The organism is Micromonospora sp. NPDC049529, assembly GCF_055586685.1.
The window spans coordinates 25177-42928 of the sequence record NZ_JBVJHT010000012.1 but is presented as its reverse complement, the minus strand read 5'-3'; the positions used below and the strand labels follow the sequence as shown (position 1 = coordinate 42928).

General features: G+C 72.3%; 18 protein-coding genes. 7 read left to right on the top strand and 11 right to left on the bottom strand.

The window, feature by feature from the left end; translation table 11 throughout:
* Window positions 1-4: 4 nt before the first annotated feature.
* From ACZ6QQ_RS21820 to ACZ6QQ_RS21800, 5 genes are all read right to left on the bottom strand, one after another.
* Entirely contained in the window at window positions 5-886 is an 882-nt protein-coding gene (locus tag ACZ6QQ_RS21820; RefSeq protein ID WP_465878530.1) for a potassium-transporting ATPase subunit C, read from the bottom strand.
* The gene (gene kdpB, locus ACZ6QQ_RS21815) at window positions 886-3063 is read right to left on the bottom strand and encodes a potassium-transporting ATPase subunit KdpB (protein WP_465878528.1); all 2178 of its coding nucleotides are present in this window, start codon (window positions 3061-3063) and stop codon (window positions 886-888) included. The genes ACZ6QQ_RS21820 and kdpB overlap by 1 nt, the downstream gene beginning before the upstream one ends.
* A 23-nt stretch (window positions 3064-3086) precedes the next feature.
* Complete coding sequence (gene kdpA / locus ACZ6QQ_RS21810; RefSeq protein ID WP_465878527.1) at window positions 3087-4742, bottom strand: potassium-transporting ATPase subunit KdpA; 1656 nt, start codon at window positions 4740-4742, stop codon at window positions 3087-3089.
* The gene (gene kdpF / locus ACZ6QQ_RS21805) at window positions 4743-4832 is read right to left on the bottom strand and encodes a K(+)-transporting ATPase subunit F (protein ID WP_363595107.1); all 90 of its coding nucleotides are present in this window, start codon (window positions 4830-4832) and stop codon (window positions 4743-4745) included. It lies immediately after the preceding gene.
* Window positions 4833-5160: 328 nt separating this feature from the next.
* On the bottom strand, window positions 5161-5850 hold the full coding sequence (locus ACZ6QQ_RS21800) for a copper resistance CopC family protein (protein WP_465878524.1): 690 nt from the start codon (window positions 5848-5850) through the stop codon (window positions 5161-5163).
* 150 nt (window positions 5851-6000) lie between these two features.
* On the opposite strand from ACZ6QQ_RS21800, the gene ACZ6QQ_RS21795 reads away from it, so the two are divergent.
* Window positions 6001-6420, top strand: a complete 420-nt coding sequence (locus tag ACZ6QQ_RS21795; protein WP_465878522.1) for an OsmC family protein — start codon at window positions 6001-6003, stop codon at window positions 6418-6420.
* Between the two features lie 88 nt (window positions 6421-6508).
* Here the strand turns inward: ACZ6QQ_RS21795 and ACZ6QQ_RS21790 are convergent, their stop codons facing one another.
* Window positions 6509-7459, bottom strand: coding sequence for an endonuclease/exonuclease/phosphatase family protein (locus tag ACZ6QQ_RS21790; protein WP_465878520.1), 951 nt, complete (start codon window positions 7457-7459; stop codon window positions 6509-6511).
* A gap of 112 nt (window positions 7460-7571) precedes the next feature.
* Between ACZ6QQ_RS21790 and ACZ6QQ_RS21785 the strand changes: the two genes are divergently transcribed.
* The 3 genes from ACZ6QQ_RS21785 (at window position 7572) to ACZ6QQ_RS21775 (ending at window position 10186) form a co-directional block, all read left to right on the top strand.
* Entirely contained in the window at window positions 7572-8306 is a 735-nt protein-coding gene (locus ACZ6QQ_RS21785) for a Clp protease N-terminal domain-containing protein (protein ID WP_465878518.1), read from the top strand.
* Between the two features lie 165 nt (window positions 8307-8471).
* A complete protein-coding gene (locus ACZ6QQ_RS21780) occupies window positions 8472-8951 on the top strand; it encodes an MFS transporter (RefSeq protein ID WP_465878516.1) in 480 nt (159 codons plus the stop codon).
* A 317-nt stretch (window positions 8952-9268) separates the two neighbouring features.
* Window positions 9269-10186 (top strand): hypothetical protein, encoded by a 918-nt coding sequence (locus tag ACZ6QQ_RS21775; protein WP_465878515.1) that lies wholly within the window; start codon window positions 9269-9271, stop codon window positions 10184-10186.
* A gap of 48 nt (window positions 10187-10234) precedes the next feature.
* On the opposite strand, the gene ACZ6QQ_RS21770 is transcribed toward ACZ6QQ_RS21775, so the two are convergent.
* Complete coding sequence (locus tag ACZ6QQ_RS21770; protein WP_465878514.1) at window positions 10235-10822, bottom strand: ATPase; 588 nt, start codon at window positions 10820-10822, stop codon at window positions 10235-10237.
* 218 nt (window positions 10823-11040) lie between these two features.
* Entirely contained in the window at window positions 11041-11487 is a 447-nt protein-coding gene (locus ACZ6QQ_RS21765) for a response regulator (protein ID WP_465878511.1), read from the bottom strand.
* Between the two features lie 201 nt (window positions 11488-11688).
* On the opposite strand from ACZ6QQ_RS21765, the gene ACZ6QQ_RS21760 reads away from it, so the two are divergent.
* Complete coding sequence (locus tag ACZ6QQ_RS21760) at window positions 11689-12516, top strand: aldo/keto reductase (protein WP_465878508.1); 828 nt, start codon at window positions 11689-11691, stop codon at window positions 12514-12516.
* A gap of 75 nt (window positions 12517-12591) precedes the next feature.
* On the opposite strand, the gene ACZ6QQ_RS21755 is transcribed toward ACZ6QQ_RS21760, so the two are convergent.
* Window positions 12592-12903, bottom strand: coding sequence for a hypothetical protein (locus ACZ6QQ_RS21755; protein WP_465878504.1), 312 nt, complete (start codon window positions 12901-12903; stop codon window positions 12592-12594).
* Window positions 12904-13069: 166 nt separating this feature from the next.
* Here ACZ6QQ_RS21755 and ACZ6QQ_RS21750 point away from each other — a divergent pair, with 166 nt between their 5' ends.
* On the top strand, window positions 13070-14050 hold the full coding sequence (locus ACZ6QQ_RS21750) for a DUF2267 domain-containing protein (RefSeq protein ID WP_465878501.1): 981 nt from the start codon (window positions 13070-13072) through the stop codon (window positions 14048-14050).
* Between the two features lie 55 nt (window positions 14051-14105).
* Here the strand turns inward: ACZ6QQ_RS21750 and ACZ6QQ_RS21745 are convergent, their stop codons facing one another.
* Both ACZ6QQ_RS21745 and ACZ6QQ_RS21740 read right to left on the bottom strand, forming a co-directional pair.
* On the bottom strand, window positions 14106-15287 hold the full coding sequence (locus ACZ6QQ_RS21745) for a ThuA domain-containing protein (RefSeq protein WP_465878497.1): 1182 nt from the start codon (window positions 15285-15287) through the stop codon (window positions 14106-14108).
* A 160-nt stretch (window positions 15288-15447) separates the two neighbouring features.
* The gene (locus ACZ6QQ_RS21740) at window positions 15448-16743 is read right to left on the bottom strand and encodes an ROK family protein (RefSeq protein WP_465878494.1); all 1296 of its coding nucleotides are present in this window, start codon (window positions 16741-16743) and stop codon (window positions 15448-15450) included.
* A gap of 174 nt (window positions 16744-16917) precedes the next feature.
* Between ACZ6QQ_RS21740 and ACZ6QQ_RS21735 the strand changes: the two genes are divergently transcribed.
* A complete protein-coding gene (locus tag ACZ6QQ_RS21735; protein ID WP_465878489.1) occupies window positions 16918-17751 on the top strand; it encodes a spermidine synthase in 834 nt (277 codons plus the stop codon).
* The last annotated feature ends 1 nt before the right edge of the window (window position 17752 follow it).

Genomic DNA, 17752 nt, shown 5'->3' with positions numbered 1-17752 from the left:
GGGGTCAGCTGTTACCGGGGAACTGTCGGTCCAGGGCGAGGTTGAGCTCCAGTACGTTCACCGCCGGCTCGCCCATGAAGCCCAGCGCCCGGTCGGTGGTGTACCGGTCCACCAGCGCCCGTACGGTCGCCACGTCGGTGCCCCGTTGCCGCGCCACCCTCGGCGCCTGGAGCCGGGCGTACGCCTGGCTGATGTTCGGGTCGAGGCCGCTGCCGCTGGCGGTGACCGCGTCGGCCGGCACCGCCGGCTCGGCCGGGGCGGTGCCCCGGATCGGGGTGACGATCCCGTGGCTGTAGTCCTGGCCGATCTCGGCGCACTCCACCGCCACCCCCTGGTAGGTGGTGACGAACGGGGTGGCCGGGCAGGCCTGGTTGATGCTGACCGCCCGGGTCACCGGTCCGGTGAGGCCGTCGCGGTGGAACACCGACAGCACGGCGCCGATCCCGTCCGGGGTGCAGTACGGCCGGGCGCCACTGACCCCCTCCAGTTCGCCGATCGCCCGGCTGCGCTCGCAGACCTGGGTGAGCAGGCTCTGCGTCGCGTCGTCCGGGTTGGCGGCGAGGGTGTCGACCACGCTCTCCGGGCCGAGGTTGCTGGCGCTGGTCGAGGTGGGGTCGTAGCCGTCACCGGCGGCCGACGGGCGGCTCTGGAAGTAGCGCGGGACCGGGTTGCCGTCGGCGTCGGTGAAGAGCTGGCCGATCAGCCGGCTGCCGACCGGGGTGCCGTCGGCGGTCCGGACCAGGGAGCCCTCGGCCCGGCTGTTCAGCCCGGGTAGCTGCCCGACCGCGACCATGGCCAGTGGGTAGGCCAGACCGAGCAGGGCGGTGAAGACCAGCACCGCGCGGAACGCGGCGAGGTGCTGGGCGAGCCAGGAAGGTAGACGCATCACGAAATCCCCGGGACGAACTGGATGATGAGGTCGATGATCTTGATGCCGACGAACGGGGCCACGATCCCACCGAGGCCGTACAGCCACAGGTTGCGGGCGAGCAGGGCCGAGGCGCTGCTCGGCCGGTACCGCACGCCGCGCAGGGCCAGCGGCACCAGGGCGACGATGACGATCGCGTTGAAGATGACCGCGGACAGGATCGCCGAGTTCGGGCTGGACAGCCGCATGATGTTGAGGGTGTCCAGGCTGGGGTAGATGCCGGCGAACATGGCCGGGATGATCGCGAAGTACTTCGCGATGTCGTTGGCGATGGAGAACGTGGTCAGGGCGCCACGGGTGATCAGCAACTGCTTGCCGATCTCGACGATCTCGATCAGCTTGGTCGGGTCCGAGTCGAGGTCGACCATGTTGCCGGCCTCCTTCGCGGCCGACGTGCCGGTGTTCATCGCCACGCCGACGTCCGCCTGGGCCAGCGCCGGGGCGTCGTTGGTGCCGTCACCGGTCATCGCGACCAGCCGGCCACCCTCCTGCTCCTTCCTGATCAGGGCGAGCTTGTCCTCCGGCGTCGCCTCGGCCAGGAAGTTGTCCACCCCGGCCTCGTCCGCGATCGCCTTCGCCGTACGCGGGTTGTCGCCCGTGATCATCACCGTACGGATGCCCATCCGACGCATCTCGTCGAAGCGCTCCCGCATCCCGCTCTTGACCACGTCCTTGAGATGGATCACCCCCAGGGCACGGGCCGGCCGACCCTCGACGCGCTCGGCGACGACGAGCGGCGTACCGCCGGTGCCACTGATCCCGTCGACGATGTCGCCGACCTGCTCGGTCGGGTGGCCGCCGTTGTCGCGTACCCATTTCATGACCGCCGCGGCGGCGCCCTTGCGGATCTGCCGCACCCCGTCGGCACCGCCCTCGACCCCGAGGTCGACGCCGCTCATCCGGGTCTGCGCGGTGAACGGTACGAAGGTGGCGTGCGGCACCACGCCGGCCTCCCACTCCCGCAGGCCGTACCGGTTCTTCGCCAGGACGACCACCGACCGCCCCTCCGGGGTCTCGTCGGCCAGGCTGGACAGTTGGGCGGCGTCCGCGACCTCGTCCGCCGACACCCCCTCGACCGGCAGGAACTCGGCGGCCTGCCGGTTGCCGAGAGTGATCGTGCCGGTCTTGTCGAGCAGCAGCGTGTCGACGTCGCCGGCCGCCTCGACCGCGCGGCCGCTCATCGCGAGCACGTTGCGCTGCACCAGGCGGTCCATGCCGGCGATGCCGATCGCCGACAGCAGGGCGCCGATGGTGGTCGGGATGAGGCAGACCAGCAGTGACACCAGCACGATGCCGGTGACCCCGTGGGCATCGACGGCGGCGGTGTCCGGCGCGGCGGCCTGGAACGCCTTGGAGAAGATCGCCAACGGCTGGAGGGTGACCACCGACAGCAGGAAGATGACGGTCAGCGCGGCGAGCAGGATGTTGAGCGCGATCTCGTTCGGCGTCTTCTGCCGGTTCGCCCCCTCGACCAGAGCGATCATCCGGTCGATGAAGCTCTGCCCCGGCTTCTGGGTGATCCGGACGACGATCCGGTCGGAGAGCACCCTCGTACCGCCGGTGACCGCGCTGCGGTCGCCGCCGGACTCGCGGATCACCGGCGCGGACTCGCCGGTGATGGCCGACTCGTCGACGCTGGCGATCCCCTCGACCACGTCGCCGTCGCCGGGAATGATCTGCCCGGCGTCGACCAGCACGATGTCACCGAGACGCAGTTCGGTGGCGGCGACCGCCACCTCGGAGTACCGGCTGGCCGGGGCGTGCGGCGACCAGCCGGTCAGCCGGGTCGCGACGGTGTCCTTCTTGGCCTGCCGCAGGGTGGCCGCCTGCGCCTTGCCGCGCCCCTCGGCGACCGCCTCGGCCAGGTTGGCGAAGAGCACGGTCAGCCAGAGCCAGACGGTGATCAGCCAGGCGAAGACGGTCGGGTCGGCGATCGCCAGCACCGTGGTGAACACGGCGCCGACCTCGACGATCAGCATCACCGGGTTGCGCCAGAGCGTGCGCGGGTCGAGCTTGCGCGCCGCGTCCGGCAGGGAGCGCAGCATCTGCTTCGGGTCCAGCAGGCCACCGCCGATCCGACTGCTCGGATCGCCGGGCCCGCCCGACGGGGCGGGGGCCAGCGCAGTGGTAGTCATCTTCTCTTTCCTCAACATGTCGGTCACAGGCCCTCGGCCAGCGGGCCGAGCGCGAGCGCGGGCAGGAAGGTCAGCGCCACGAGGATCACCGTCACGCCGACGACCATGCCGACGAAGAGCGGGCGGTGGGTCGGCAGCGTCCCCTCCGAGGCGGGTACGGGTTTCTGCCGGGCCAACGACCCGGCCAGGCCGAGCACGAAGATGATCGGCAGGAAACGGCCGAGCAGCATCGCCAACCCGAGCGTGGTGTCCCACCAACCGGTGTTGACGGTGATCCCGCCGAACGCCGACCCGTTGTTGTTGCTGGCCGAGGTGAACGCGTACAGGACCTCGGAGAGGGCGTGCGGGCCGACGTTGAGCGCGGTGGCGTTGTTGCCGGTGCCGAACGCCAACGCCGTACCGGCCAGCACCAGGGTCGGTGTGATCAGGAAGTAGAGCGAGGCGAACTTGATCTCGCGGGCGCCGATCTTCTTACCCAGGTACTCCGGGGTCCGGCCGACCATCAGCCCGGCCACGAAGACCGTGACCACGGCGAGGATCAGCAGGCCGTACAGGCCCGCGCCGACACCGCCGGGGGCGACCTCGCCGAGCATCATGTTGACCATCGGCATCATGCCACCGAGCGCGGTGTACGAGTCGTGGAACGAGTTCACCGCCCCGGTCGAGGTGAGCGTGGTCGCCGCCGCGAAGGTGGCCGAGTTCGACACCCCGAAGCGGACGTCCTTGCCCTCCATCGCGGCCCCGACCGCGTGCGGCACCGTGCCGTCGCCGGCCAGTTCGAACGCGTTGGTCAGGGCGATGCTGGCGATGGCCAGGATCGCCATCACCGCCACGATCGCGTAGCCCTGCCGGTTCTGCCCGACCAGGCGACCGAAGACGCGGGGCAGGCTGAACGGGATCAGGAAGATCAGGAAGAGCTGGAGCCAGTTGGTCCAGGTGGTCGGGTTCTCGAACGGGTGGGCGCTGTTGGTGTTGTAGAAGCCGCCGCCGTTGGTGCCGAGTTCCTTGATCACCTCCTGGCTGGCCACCGGACCGCCGGTGATCGTCTGCGTGCCGCCGGTCAGGGTGGTCACGTCGGTGCCGCCGTGCAGGTTCTGCACCATGCCGGCGGCGATGAACACGACCGTGCCGACCACCGCGATCGGGAGCAGGATCCGCAGCGTGATCCGGGTCAGGTCGACCCAGAAGTTGCCCAGCCGGTCGGTCCGGCTCCGGGCGAAGCCGCGGACCAGGGCAACCGCCACCGCGACACCCACCGAGGCGGAGACGAAGTTCTGCACCGCGAGGCCGGCCATCTGCACCAGGTGCCCCATGGTCGACTCACCCGAGTACGCCTGCCAGTTGGTGTTGGTGACGAACGAGACCGCGGTGTTCCAGGCGACGTGGTTGGTCACCGGGTCGAGGCCGAGGGAGAGCCAGAGCCTGTCCTGCAGACGCAGGAACGCGTACAGGAACAGGATCGAGACCAGCGAGAAGGCGAGCACGCTGCGGGCGTACACGCCCCAGGACTGCTCACCCCGCCGGTCGACGCCGATCAGCCGGTAGATGCCCCGCTCCACCCGCGAGTGCCTGGTGCCGGCGACCACCTCGTACATGTGGTCGCCGAACGGGCGGTACGCCGCGACCAGCGCGGCGGCGAGCACGACGATGAAGATCACGCCCGCGGTTGTCGTACTCATCTAGAAACGCTCCGGGAACAGGAGGGCAACCACCAGGAAGACAGCCAGCGCGGCCGACACGATCAGACCGACGAGGTTGACCACGTTCACAGCCGCTCCACCGCCCGGACCACGAGGGCGAGGGCCGCGAACAGTCCTACTGTCAGCAGCACGAACACGACGTCGATCACCGAACGTCTCCTCAATCGCGGGTTCATCGCGGCCGTGAGTGACCGCACCGAACCATGGAAACGCGGCCGGCCGCCCCCGGTGACCGGTCCTGACGGTCCCGCTACGGCGGGCCGACCCTTCTTGACGATCCCTTGACGTCGGCGGCGGATCCCGGCACACAGGAGCGCCCCGGGAGACACGACACGGGCCGGCACGGACCCGCCCGGGCCTGATCGGCAGACGGCCGGGGCGGTCAGCGGCCGGAGGGTCAGCCGGCGCGGCGGGCGCGCAGCCGCAGGGCGAGCACGACCGCGCCGGCGAGGACGGCGGCACCCAGCAGGCCGAGCACGAACAGCAGCGGACGGGAGGTCCCGTCGGCGTCGCGGGCCTCGGCCGCGGGCGGTGGCGTACCGGTGCCGGGGACGATGGACACGGCACCCGGAGCGGCACCGCTGGTCGCGGGCACCGGCGCGGTGCCGGTCGTCGTGGCGGGAGCCGCCGGCTGGGTCGTCGGGTCGCCGGCGGGCGGCGGTACGGCAGCGGGCGGCGGTACGGCACCGGCGGGCGCGGGTGCCGTACCGGCCTCGGTGACGGTGAAACTGAAGGTGCCGGCCGCCGCCGGGCCGGTGACCGGCGACATCTCGTAGCGGACGGTGTAGCGACCGGCGGCGCCCGGCCGGACCGGTTGGCGTACCCCGACGCCCCGGATGTTCGGTGGTGACGACACGGCGTCCCGCCCGTCCGGCCCGGTGACGGTGATCTTCGCCGAGGACGGCGCCTCGTCGAACACCAGCGTGATCACCTCGGGCAGCCGCGCGACGGTCTGGTCCGCCGCCGGATCGCTCTGCCGCAGGGTCGCCTGCGCGGCCCCGGCGGGCGGGGCCCACAGCAGCGGCAGGGTCAGCCCGGACAGGATCACGGCCAGGGTGGCGAGGACTCGGCCGGCGGCGCTACGCATGCGTCACACCATAGTCATCGGCCGATGCCGGGGCCACCGTCGAGATGGCCGGGGCCGCCGGGCGGTTCGATTCCGACCGGCCGAACGGTCGCGGGGTGTTTTACGGCGGGTCGGCCGGGTAGCCCGGCGAGGAGCGACAGGGGGTACGCGATGTCGGATTCGTGGGTCCGCGAGGCCACGGCGACAGCGGAGGGCGGACGGTTGCGTACCGGGGACGGAAAGCTGTCGACCGCGCTCGCCTCCCCCCTCGCGCCGTACTGCAACGGGCTGGCGCCGGAGGAGCTGCTGGCCGCCGCCTTTGCCGCCTGCCTGCACCATGCCGCGGTCGAGGCGGCGACGTCGGTCACCGACGAGGCGCACACGGTCCAGGTACGGGCACAGGCGCGGCTGGGCCGCGACCCCGACGGGTGCTACCGAGCCGACGTACGGGCGAGCATCGCCGCGGTCGGGCTCACCCGGCAGCAGTTGGCCCGGCTGGCCGATTCCGCCGACCGGCTCTGGCCGTTCTCCGGCAACGGCGGTGGCCGGCACACGTTCACCGTCAGCCCGGCGACCTCCGGCGAGCGCTGATCCGCCCGGCCCGACAGAACGGGAGGGATCCGCCCGGTCGGGTGAACGGGTAGCCGTCGAGGACCGATTGCCGGCGCGAGACGCGGGATCAGCGGAAACCGGCGGTGACCGCGCGGTGGTCGCTGGCCGGGGTCCGGACCACGCCCGCCGAGGCGGCGGTGAGGCCCCGGTAGAGGACGTGGTCGGGCCGGGTGACCGGCAGCGCGGCCGGCCAGGTGAAGCCCAGGCCCCGGCCCGCGTCGGCCTGGGCGTCGGCGAGCAGGTCGGTCAGGGGCGAGATGGCCCGGTCCGTGCTGGCCGTGTTGAAGTCGCCCAGCACGATCAGCCGTTGGGCGGGATCCTGCCGCAGGGCGGTGGCCAGCATGCCGAGGGTGTGGTCGCGGGTCGCGGTGTCCCCCGCGCGGGCGGAGCCGAGGTGGACGACGTAGACCACGACGTCGCCCTGCGGTGTCTCGACCACCGCCCGCAGGGCCCGGTTCCAGCCCATTCCGGTGTCGACGCCCGCGCTGTCGCGGATCGGGAACCGGCTCCAGAGGGCGACGGTGGATTCGGCGGCCCGGTGCGGGTAGCGGTCCCGGAGCGCGCCGGCGCCCGACCCCTCGATGGTGCCGGCCAACTCCTGCAACCCGATCAGGTCGGGCTCGGTGGTGGCCAGTGCGGTGACCGTCGCGACCGGGTCCGGGTTGCCGACCCGGAGGTTCTGGCTGGCGACCCGCAACGCGACCGTCCCACCGGCGCCGGAGGGCAGCCAGGCGGTGCCGAACATGAGGGTCCAGACCAGGATCGGCAGCAGCAGCGCGAGCAGGGCGAGCCGGGATCGGCGCAGCAGGGCGGCGAGCGCCAGCACCGGGATGCCCAGGCCGAGGAAGGGCAGGCCGCTGTCGACCAGGCTGCCCAGGCCGGCGATGTTCGGGATCAGCCGGTGCCCGGCGATCAGGGCCGCCAGCACGACGGCCGCCGCCGCGACGAACCGGCCGCGTCGCCGTCGCAGCGGCTGGGCCGGGCCCGGTTCGGCGGGGTTCGTCTCGCTCGCGGTCACCGTCCGCATCGTATCGGAGGCCACCGTCCGGGATCCGGCGACCGAAGGGTGAGCCGGTCGCCAGCGTCAACCGGTGGTTGACGACAGGGCCGCGTCAACCTACGGTTGACCAATGAGCGAACCGCCCGCGCGACTAGACGAACTGATCGCGTACGTCGTCAGCCGACGCCCCGACGGTCCCGTGCTGGGCCAACTCGCCGACGCGACCGTGGTGGCCGAGTACCTCGACGAGGTCGGCGACCACCTGATCGGTCACTTCGTCGACGAAGCGCGCCGCTTCGGGGCGTCCTGGACCGAGATCGGCGGGCGGATGGGGGTGAGCAAGCAGGCGGCACAGAAACGGTTCGTGGTCGGCCGCGCCGACAGCGGCGAACTCCTGCCGCCCGGTGTCTTCGCCCGGTTCACGGAACGGGCGCAGCACGTCGTACGGCAGGCGGAGGCCGAAGCCCACCGCGCCGGACACGGGGAGATCACCGGCGCGCACCTGCTGTTGGGGCTGCTGCACGAACCGGACGGCCTGGCCGTACGGGCGCTGGTGGGGCTGGGCGTGCCGGCCGGAACCGTCGGGGCGGCGACCAGGGCGACCCTCGATCCGCCCGCGCCCGGCCGGCCCGAACCACCCGTGCTCTCCCCCGGCGCCCGGCGGGTACGCGACCTGACCTTCCAGGAGGCGCTGCGCCTGGGACACAACTACGTCGGCACCGAACACCTGCTGCTCGGGCTGCTCCGGGACCCGGACGAGCCGGGTGCACGGGTCCTCGCCGCCCTCGGCGTGACCCGCGACCGGGTGGAGGAATGGGTCGTCGAGGCGTACGCGCGGGAGCGGGCGGCGGGGTCGGACGGGTGAGCGCCGCGCCGGAGCGGGACCGGTCGCTGTGGCGTGACCGCGACTTCACCATCTTCTGGCTGGTACAGACCCTCTCCGTCGGCGGGCACTCGTTCTCGTTCGTCGCCATCCCGCTGCTGGTGCTGCACGCCACCGGCTCGGTCACCTGGATGGGGTTGCTCACCGGTGTGGCCGGGGCGGCGTCGATCCTCGCCGGGATCGGGCGCCGGAACGCTGGTCGACCGGGTCGACCGGCGTACGTTGCTGATCTGGTGCGATGCCGCACGCGCACTGCCCTACGGACTGATCCCGCTGGTGTGGGCGTTCTCGCCCCAGCTCTGGCTGCTGTACGTGGTGATGCCGCTGGGCGGCGCGGTGGCGATGGTCTTCCAGGTCGGGTACGTCAGCGCGGTGCCGAGCCTGGTGCCGCCGGCCCGGATCACCCAGGCGAACGGCCGGCTCTTCGCCAGTTACGCCGCCGGCCCGCTCGGCGCGGCGCTGCTCACGGCGGCGACGGCCCGCTGGGGCACGGCGTGGGTGCTCCTGTTGACCGGCGGCGGTTGCCTCGTGGTGGTCACCAGCGCACTGCGTACGCCGATCCGCCGGTCACGGCCGGAGCGCTCGCCGGCCGGCGGCCTCGTGGCGGCCGGGGGCGGCGCCGGTTGACCGTGTACCGGGCCCGACCCGGGTGGCCCCGGGCGCGGCCTGCGTCACCCGTTCGAGTCGGTGCGGCAGGTCCGGACGGCCTACACACCTCCACCGATCGGGTGACCCGGCGACACCGGGGCTCGTCGCCCCGACGGTGGTCCACGGGTGCGTCCGGTCGCATCACCAGATCGGACACGACGGATATGCCGGTCTTGCGGCATTCGCGCCCGGCCTGCCTCGGCTGCGGTCCGATGACCGGCTGACCAGGCAAAACTGTGGCGTACGCCACGGCAGGGCACGGCCCACGGGGCACCGGCATTACCTAGCCTCGGCGGGTGCATCCCAACGACGAGATGAAGCCCGAGTCGACCAGCAACCCCGGACCCATCCGTTCGGCCGAGCCGCCATCGGACAATCAGACAACAGGCCGGCACCGGTCCCCCGCCCGACGGAACCCGCTGCGGAGGTCCATCGGCCGGGCACCGGCGACGCCCCCGTCGAGGATCCGGAGCATGCTCACCTCGACCCCGGTGCGGCTGAGCCTGGTCACCGGAATCACCTGCTGCCTCGGATTCGTCGCGTTCACCGAATCACGCGCGGCCACCACCCCGACGCAGCCCCTGCACGCGGCGCTGGTCGACACCGCCGCACTGGCCGACCGCGACGCGCTGGCCGAGAAACAGGCGGCGAGCCGAGCCGAGCGGGTCGCCGTCACCCCCACCCCGACCGTCGCCACACCGACACCCAGCGCCGTGGTCACGAGCAAGGCACCGCCCAAGCCCCCGAAGCCGAAACCGAAACCGACCAAGCCGGCCAAGCCGAAGCCGGTCGCCGGACTCGACCAGGCACAGATGGACAACGCCGCGGCCATCGTCAAGGTCGGGATCAGGCTCGGCATCCCCCGCCAGGGCCTGATCGTCGCCATCGCCACCGCGATGCAGGAGAGCAACCTGTACAACCTGGCCAACCCAGCACTGCCGGAGTCGCTGGACTACCCCAACCAGGGCGTCGGGTACGACTACGACTCGGTCGGCCTGTTCCAGCAGCGCACCAGCAGCGGGTGGGGTGCCGTCGCCGACCTGATGCGTCCGGCGTACGCGGCACAGGCGTTCTTCGAGGCGCTGTCGCAGATCCCCGGTTGGCAGCAGATGAGCATCAGCGGTGCGGCCCAGGCGGTCCAGGTCTCCGCGTTCCCCGACGCGTACGCCCAGCACGAGGAGCGGGCCACCACGATCGTCGGCGCGCTGGTCTGAACACCGGCGGCGCCACCGGCGCCGGAACCACCCGCCCCGCGCGGTGGTTCACACCTGGGCCCGGTTCAGCGTCTCGGCCGGCGGCGGCGCGGACTCCGGCCGCTCCTCGGCCACCATCGCCCTGGTGGCCGGTACGGCGGTGGCGGGCGACCCGGTCTCCTGACCGTCGAGCGGGGCGTCGGCCACGGTCACGTCACCATCCGCCGGGGCGTTGACCACGGTCACCTCCCGCAGGATGTGATCCACCTGCTGCTCGCGCAGACGTCGGGCGTGCAGCGCCGCCTCGAACTCGCGGCGAGCCTGCACCGCCTCGGCGTACACCTGGTCACGAAGCTGACGGGCCTCCTCCTGCGCCGCGGTCAACTCGCCGCGCGCCCGCGCCAGGAGCTGCGCCGCCTCCTGCTCCGCCACGGCGAGCAGTTCGCGCATCCGCGCCGGGCCACGATCACCCGCCGATCCCCCGGTCAGCATGCCGTGCAACCGGGCTGCTTCCTGCCGTACCCGGATCAGCTCGTCGCCGGGACCGGCGGCGACGTCGGCCGGCGCGGCCAACCGGGCCAACCGCTCACTCAGGTCGGCCAGGCACGAGTCAACCTGATCCTGGTCATAGCCCATCTTCGCGATGGAGAAATCCATGCTTTGCCCCCCAGGCAGCGTGTCTTCCTTCCCACCTGAATCCTCGCCAGCGGGGCGACCCGTCGGGGCAAAACCACAAAATTATTCATCATCCGACCGGCGTCGCCGGCAAGACTCCGTCACCGCCGCCACGAACGGCCCGACCTGCCACAATGACCGGCCCGAAACCTCCGGAACAGATCGACCCACGCCGTCGCCGCGGTGCCGAACCGGTCGGGTCAGTGCCGACGGGGCAGAACCGCGACCCGGCCGAAGAACTGGTCGATCCGGCGCACCGCGTCGTTGAACTCGTCCAGGTCGATCGGCTTGGCCACGTACGCGTTCGCCTGCAGGGTGTAGCTGCCGATGATGTCGGTGTCCGCGTTCGAGGTGGTCAGCACCACCACCGGGATCGTCCGCAGGTCGTCGTCGCCCTTGACCGCGCTGAGCACCTGGCGGCCGTCCATCCGCGGCATGTTCAGGTCCAGCAGGATCACGTCGGGGCGGGCCGCCGTGACGTGCCGCCCCTGCCGGCGCAGGAACTCCATCGCCTCCTGGCCATCGCTGACCACGTCGATCGCCTTGTGCACATCGGAGTCACCGAGCGCCTCCTCGATCATGAGGACGTCGCCGGGATCGTCGTCGACGACGAGGATGCGGACCGGAACCGATGTGTCGGCGTGCATACGTACCTGCCTCGGGCTGGGCGGGGAGGGAAATCTGACAGGTGCGAATGGGACGCCGGTGGAGCACCGGACGAATACCTTACCCACAGGGTACGCGTCGAACGGACGAATGCCGCCGTCCCCCGTACCCGGTTTTGGTCCCCGGTGCGCGGGAACGCCCCACGGGTGGCAGGTCCGGCTCCGATCAGGAGGAGAACGCCAGTGCCCGACAAGGCAGTCCCGACGATCACCCTCCCGTCCGGCGAGGAGATCGTGGCCCTCGGGCAGGGCACCGGGGGAATGGCCGAGGACCCGAACCGGCGCGGCGAGGAGATCGAGGCACTGCGTACCGGTGTCGATCTCGGCCTGACGGTGATCGACGCCGCCGGGATCCACGCCGACGGCGGCACCGAGGAACTCGTCGCCGAGGCGATCGGCAACCGCCGGGACGAGGTCTTCCTGATCAGCAAGGTGACCCCGTCCGACGACCGCAACGACACCCTCACCGCCTGCGAGCAGAGCCTGCGCCGGCTGGAGACCGACCGGATCGACCTGTACCTGCTGCACGGGCGGGAGGCGGGCCCGCTCGACGAGACGGTGGCGGCCCTCACCATGCTGATGACCCAGGGCCTGATCCGGCACTGGGGGGTCAGCGACTTCGACCTGCCGGACCTGGTCGAGCTGACCTCCATCGCGGGCGGTACGGCGGTCGAGACGAACCAGGTGGCCTACGCCCTCGGCCGGCGCGGGATCGAGGCGGACCTGCTCCCACTCTGCCGCGAGGCGGGCGTACCGGTGATGGCGTACGCGCCGTTCGAGCGGGGCGGGATGCTCGGTCATCCGGCACTCGCGCGGGTCGCCGGCCGCCACGGGGCCACCCCGGCCCAGATCGGCCTGGCCTGGCTGTTGCGCCAGGACATGCTCTGCACCGTTGCCCGGGCGAGCACGCCCGACCGCGTACGCGAAAACCGCGCCGCCGCCCACCTCACCCTCACCCCCGACGACCTACACGACCTCGACCTCGCCTTCCCACCCCCTCGGCACATGTAGAGAAAGAGTGGGTATCCGAGCCGGAATAGCCACTCTTTCTCTACAACAGGCGGCCACGACCGGGTGGGGTGGGTGTCAGGGGGTGGGGTGGAGGAGGGTGGCGGGGACGCCGCTGCCGGAGGTGGTGCGGGGGCGGTCGGCGTCGTCGGGTTGGCCGGTGTCCGGCGGTTGGAAGAGATATCGGACGAAGTCGGCACCGGGTTCGTTGTCGTCCGCACCCGGCCACTGCCCCACGGAGTCGACACCGATCACCTCTCGGCCCGCCCCGTCGGCATCCTCCACCAGCGCCCAGACCGTGACCGGGTACGAACGCGTGGCATCCGGGGCGAGACGCCAGCGCGAATACCATCCGGGACGGGCGGGGACGATCTCGATGATCCGCTTCATGACGACCTTCCTTCCGCGAGCAATTCGGAAGTCTGGCGTTCCAACTCGATCGTGTGGGCGGGGCGGGTGAAGCTCCCTCACCCCGCCGGCATGACCCCGACGCACCGGCGACCGCCCCGTGCCGACGCTCCGTTTCGGCCCTCGGTACGGCGGGAAGGCGCAGGACATGAGCGGAAAGCAGATGGAGGGCGATAACCAGCGACGCCGCGCGCTCGCCCGACAGGCACGCCAGCGCGGGCAACGGCCCAGCGGGGCCGGATTCACGCTCGGCTCGTCGAAGCAGCTCGAAAGCCTCGACCAGGCCCGCCGCGACGGTCCGCCGGAGGCCGGTCCCCGTAAGCCGGCCGCGGACCGGGCCGGGCTCGAACCGGCTTCGGTGCCCACGGCAGCCCCGCCGGCCTGGCCACTGCCGGACCCGGAGAGTCCGACCGGTTCGCCGGAGGTCGCCGTGATGCAGTACCGGGACCTGGTGACCGATGTGGGGCGTCGCGCGGGGGTCGACTTCGAGCAGGCCCGCAGTGCGGCGGAGGCAACCGTGCTGGCACTCGCCGAGGCGCTGGGTGACGCCGACCGGGAACGGTTGCTGGCCGCGGTGCCGAACGAGTTGCACAACGGCCTGTCGGGCACCGCCGCGCGCCGCCGGGATCTGGGTGGCTTCCTGGCCGAGGTCGCCCGGATCAGCCGCCGGACCCCTGAGCAGGCGCGTTACCAGGCCCAGGCGACGTTGAGCGCGTTGGCCGACCGGGACCGCGAGTTGGTCGAGTCGCTGGACCTGCCGATCGACCTGCGCGACCTCCTCGGACCACCGCCGGCCGGGGGTGGCGTGGTCAGCCCGCACGGGCGCACCGCCCCGCTCACCGACGACGAGCTGAGCGCCGCCCTCGCGGACCTGCCCTACTGGTCCGGCGACCAGCGGTCGCTGACCCGGACCATCGAACTTCCGCCGGAGAACCTCGATCGGGTGCTGGGGCGGCTGGCGGCACTGCGACCGCGCAACGGTCGGGGTCCGCGCATCGGGCGGGAGAGCCCCACCACCGCGGTGATCGTGGTCCGTACCTCGCGGGTGGGTGCGGTGACGGCGCTCGACGTCGACCTCGCCCGGCAGGTGGACGACGCGATCGACGAGGCTGGCGCCGGGCTGAGTTGACCCGGCCGGCGCCGGTCGGTGGGCGTGCGCACCCGCCCGACCGACGCCGGATCCGTCAGCTACCGCCGGTGAGGGTCACCGTGTCGACGTCGAACAGGGAGCCGGAACCGCCGGTGAACCGCAGGAACAGCGGCCCGGTGGCCGACCCGGTCAGGGTGGTGGTGACGGTACGGAAGGTTTCCCAGCCGCCGGTGTTCGGCACCGCCACCGAGCCGAGCAGGGTTCCGGTGGCCGAACCGGACCGGACCTCGAGGGTGCCGCCGGCACCGGCCGAGGAGACCCGGGCCGAGAAGCCGGTACGTCCGGCGGTGCTCACCGAGGCGTAACCGGTCCAGTCGCCGTTCTCGATGTAGCCGACGGTCGCGCCACCGCTGGCCGAGCCCTTGCCGACCCGCTGCACGCCGGACTGCGAGGTGAACGCCTCCGCCTCAACGGTGACCGAACCGCCGCCACCGCCGCCACCGGGTGTGCAGGCGGCCGGGGCCCAGCCGGCCGCGTACCGGATGCCGCCGAGCAGGTGCGCGCGGAACGCGGCGTCGGCGTACGAGGCCTGGGTGTGCCCGAAGCCGGTGTAGAACGAGCGTCCGCTCGCCTGCGGGTGGCACCAGGCGATCGGGTGGTCGCCCATGCTGCCGCCGGAGTAGCTGGACTCGATCAGGCTGGCCAGGACCTTCACCTGGGCGCGCGGGTTGGCGCGGTAGTTGTACCACTCGTCGGTGCGGGTCCAGGTCGCCGGTAGGTGCGCGGTCGCGGCGTGGGTGCGGTCCTCCACGTTCACGTTCGCCTGCTGGATCGCCGGGTGGGAGGCGAACCAGGCGCCGACCAGTTGGCCGTAGTACGGCCAGTCGTACTCGGTGTCGGCGGCCGAGTGCACGCCGACGTAACCGCCGCCGCCGTTGACGTACGACTCGAAGGCGGTCTGCTGGGTGCCGTTGAGCACGTCACCGGTGGTGTTGAGGAAGACCACGGTACGGAACCGAGCCAGGTTGGTCGTGGTGAACTGGGTGGCGTCCTCGGTGGCGGTGACGGTGAAGTTGTTCGCCGCGCCGAGATCGCGGATCGCCTGGATGCCGACGGGGATGGCGTCGTGCCGGAATCCGGCCGTCTTGGAGAAGACGAGAACCTGGTACGCCGGGTCGGCGGCCTGGGCGGGGCCGGCGGTCGCGGCGACCGCCGTACCGGCGAGCAGCACGCCGGAGGCGGCGACCGCCAGCGCGCGACGGATCGGGAGTTTCATGGTCGGCCTTTCTGATCTGGACGTTGGTGACCGGGTGGGGTACGACCGGGCGGGGCGCGCGCCGCCGCGCTGACCGCCGGATCGCGGGTGGTGGGGGTCGGGCCGGTCGGCTGCCGATGGCCGCCGGCGGTGGTCGTCGGGGGTGGGCCTGTGGTGCGGACTAGGGAGTTGCTGCGGGTGTTTCCCGGCCCACGCCGGTACGGGGTTTACCCACCGAGGTCGGGTCGGCAATCACCCGGTCGACGACCACCCCGGCCGCGCCGCGTGCGGGGGCGGTGAAGCCGAGGTCGGAGGCGACGAACCGGCAGTGTGCGGCCGGTCCGGCCACGGCCAGGCGGTCGAGTTCGGCGCGGGCGGCCGGGATCAGCCAGTCGGCCAGCGTGGCGAAGTACCCGCCGAGCACGAGCACCCGCGGGTTGACCAGGTTGACCAGGATCGCGCCGCCGAGGCCGAGCCAGCGACCGACCTCGACCACCGCGGCCAGCGCGACCGGGTCGCCGGCGGCCAGCCGCCGGTGCAGTTCGGCCACCCGTTCCTCGGGGATCCGCAGCGGGCCGGGATCCAGGCCGTACGCCCGGTCGGGGGTGATCGCGCGGACCAGCTCGGCGAGTCCGACCTTCGTCTCCCAGCAGCCGATCCGGCCGCAGCCGCAGCGGCGACCGGCCGGGTCGACCGGCAGGTGACCGACCTCGCCGGAGAAGCCGTCGTTGCCGCGCAACAGCCGACCGTCTGAGATCACGCCGCCGCCCACGCCCACCTCGCCGGTCAGGTAGACCAGGTCGCGGCTGCCGGCCGCCACGCCGTAGGTGTGTTCGGCCAGCGCGGCGAGGTTGGCGTCGTTGTCGACGACCACCCGCAGGCCGGGTGGGAGGGCGGCGATCAGCCGGGCGGCGAGCGGGAGGTCGTGCCAGCCGAGGTTGGGTGCGAGCACCACCGTGCCGCGCGCGACGTCGACCAGCCCCGGTACCGCCACGGTGACGCCGACCGGACTGGCTCCGAGCCGTTCGAGGTCGTCCAGCGCGTCCCGCACGACCTCGGTGATCGCGGTGACGCAGTGGTCGGGGCCGCCCCGGGTGGCGTCGAACGGGATCCGCCGCTCGACCAGCACCCGACCGGCCAGGTCGGTGCCGTGTACGCCGAGGTAGTCCACGTTGACCGCGATCCCGAGGGCGCCGACACCGGCGCCGTCGAGGGCGACCGCCCGCCCCGGTCGACCGGCGGTGCCGGAGTACTCCAGCCCGGTCTCCCGGACCAGTCGCCGGGCCAGCAGTTCGTCGACCAGGCTGGACACGGTCGCCTTGTGCAGGCCGGTGCCGGCCGCGATGGCGGCACGCGAGCGGGGGCCGTGGATCCGCAGATGTCCGAGCGTCCGGGACAGGTTGGCGCGGCGCAGCGACAGTTGGTCGCTGGGCGCGTGCGCCGGTCGGCCCTGACCGGAGCGCGGTGCAGTGGACATCGCGACCCCTGATTCGTCTGTTGGTCCGACCAACCAACCATGCGATGTGCATCGATATCAAGGGGTGACCGTCATGGATTCCTAACTATTTCGAAACCTGCCGATAACCCACCGTCCGAGGGAAAGATCGACGTCGCCGGCGAGGGCCACGGCGGCGACGGTTAGCGTGGCGCGGTGACGACCGAACCGCGCGCACCGGCCGGGGACCGGGCGACGACGGAACTCCTGGTCGACCGGGTTCGGCCGAACGGCCGCATCCTGCTCGTCGACGGCGTACCGCAGTCCTACGTCGACCTGGTCGACCCGACGTACCTGCACTTCGACTACGTACGCCGGATGGCCTCGGTCATCGACGCGGCGGCGACCGGCGGTGCCCCGCTGCGGGTGCTGCACCTCGGTGGCGGCGGGCTCACCCTGCCGCGTTACGTCGCGGCGACCCGGCCGGACTCGGTCCAGGTGGTGGTGGAACGCGACGCCGCCCTGGTCGAGCTGGTCCGGCGCGAGCTGCCGCCGCCCGCCGGTGACCTACGGGTACGGGTGGCCGACGCCCGCGCCGGCCTGGAGGCCGAACCCGACGGTTGGTTCGACCTGGTGCTCACCGACGTCTACCAGGCCGCGCAGATGCCCGCGCACGTGGCCAGTGTCGAGTTCGCGGCGCGGGCCGCCCGGGTGCTCCGCCCGGACGGGATCTACCTGGTGAACCTGACCGACCTGCCGCTGCTGGCGTTCTCCCGCGTCCAGGCGGCGACCCTGCGGGCCGAGTTCGCCGAGGTCGCGGTCATCGCCAGCCGGGCGATGCTGCGCGGCCGACGGTACGGAAACGTGGTGCTCGCCGCCGCCCGTCAACCGGACCGGCTGCCGGTGGCCCGGCTGCGCAGCCGCGCCGCGCGGGACCCGGTACCGGGCGGGGTGCTGCACGGCCCGACACTGGACCGGTTCGTCGCCGACGCCCGCCCGCTGACCGACACCGCAGACCCGACCCCGAACCGGGCGGCCGGCCCGGTCTGAG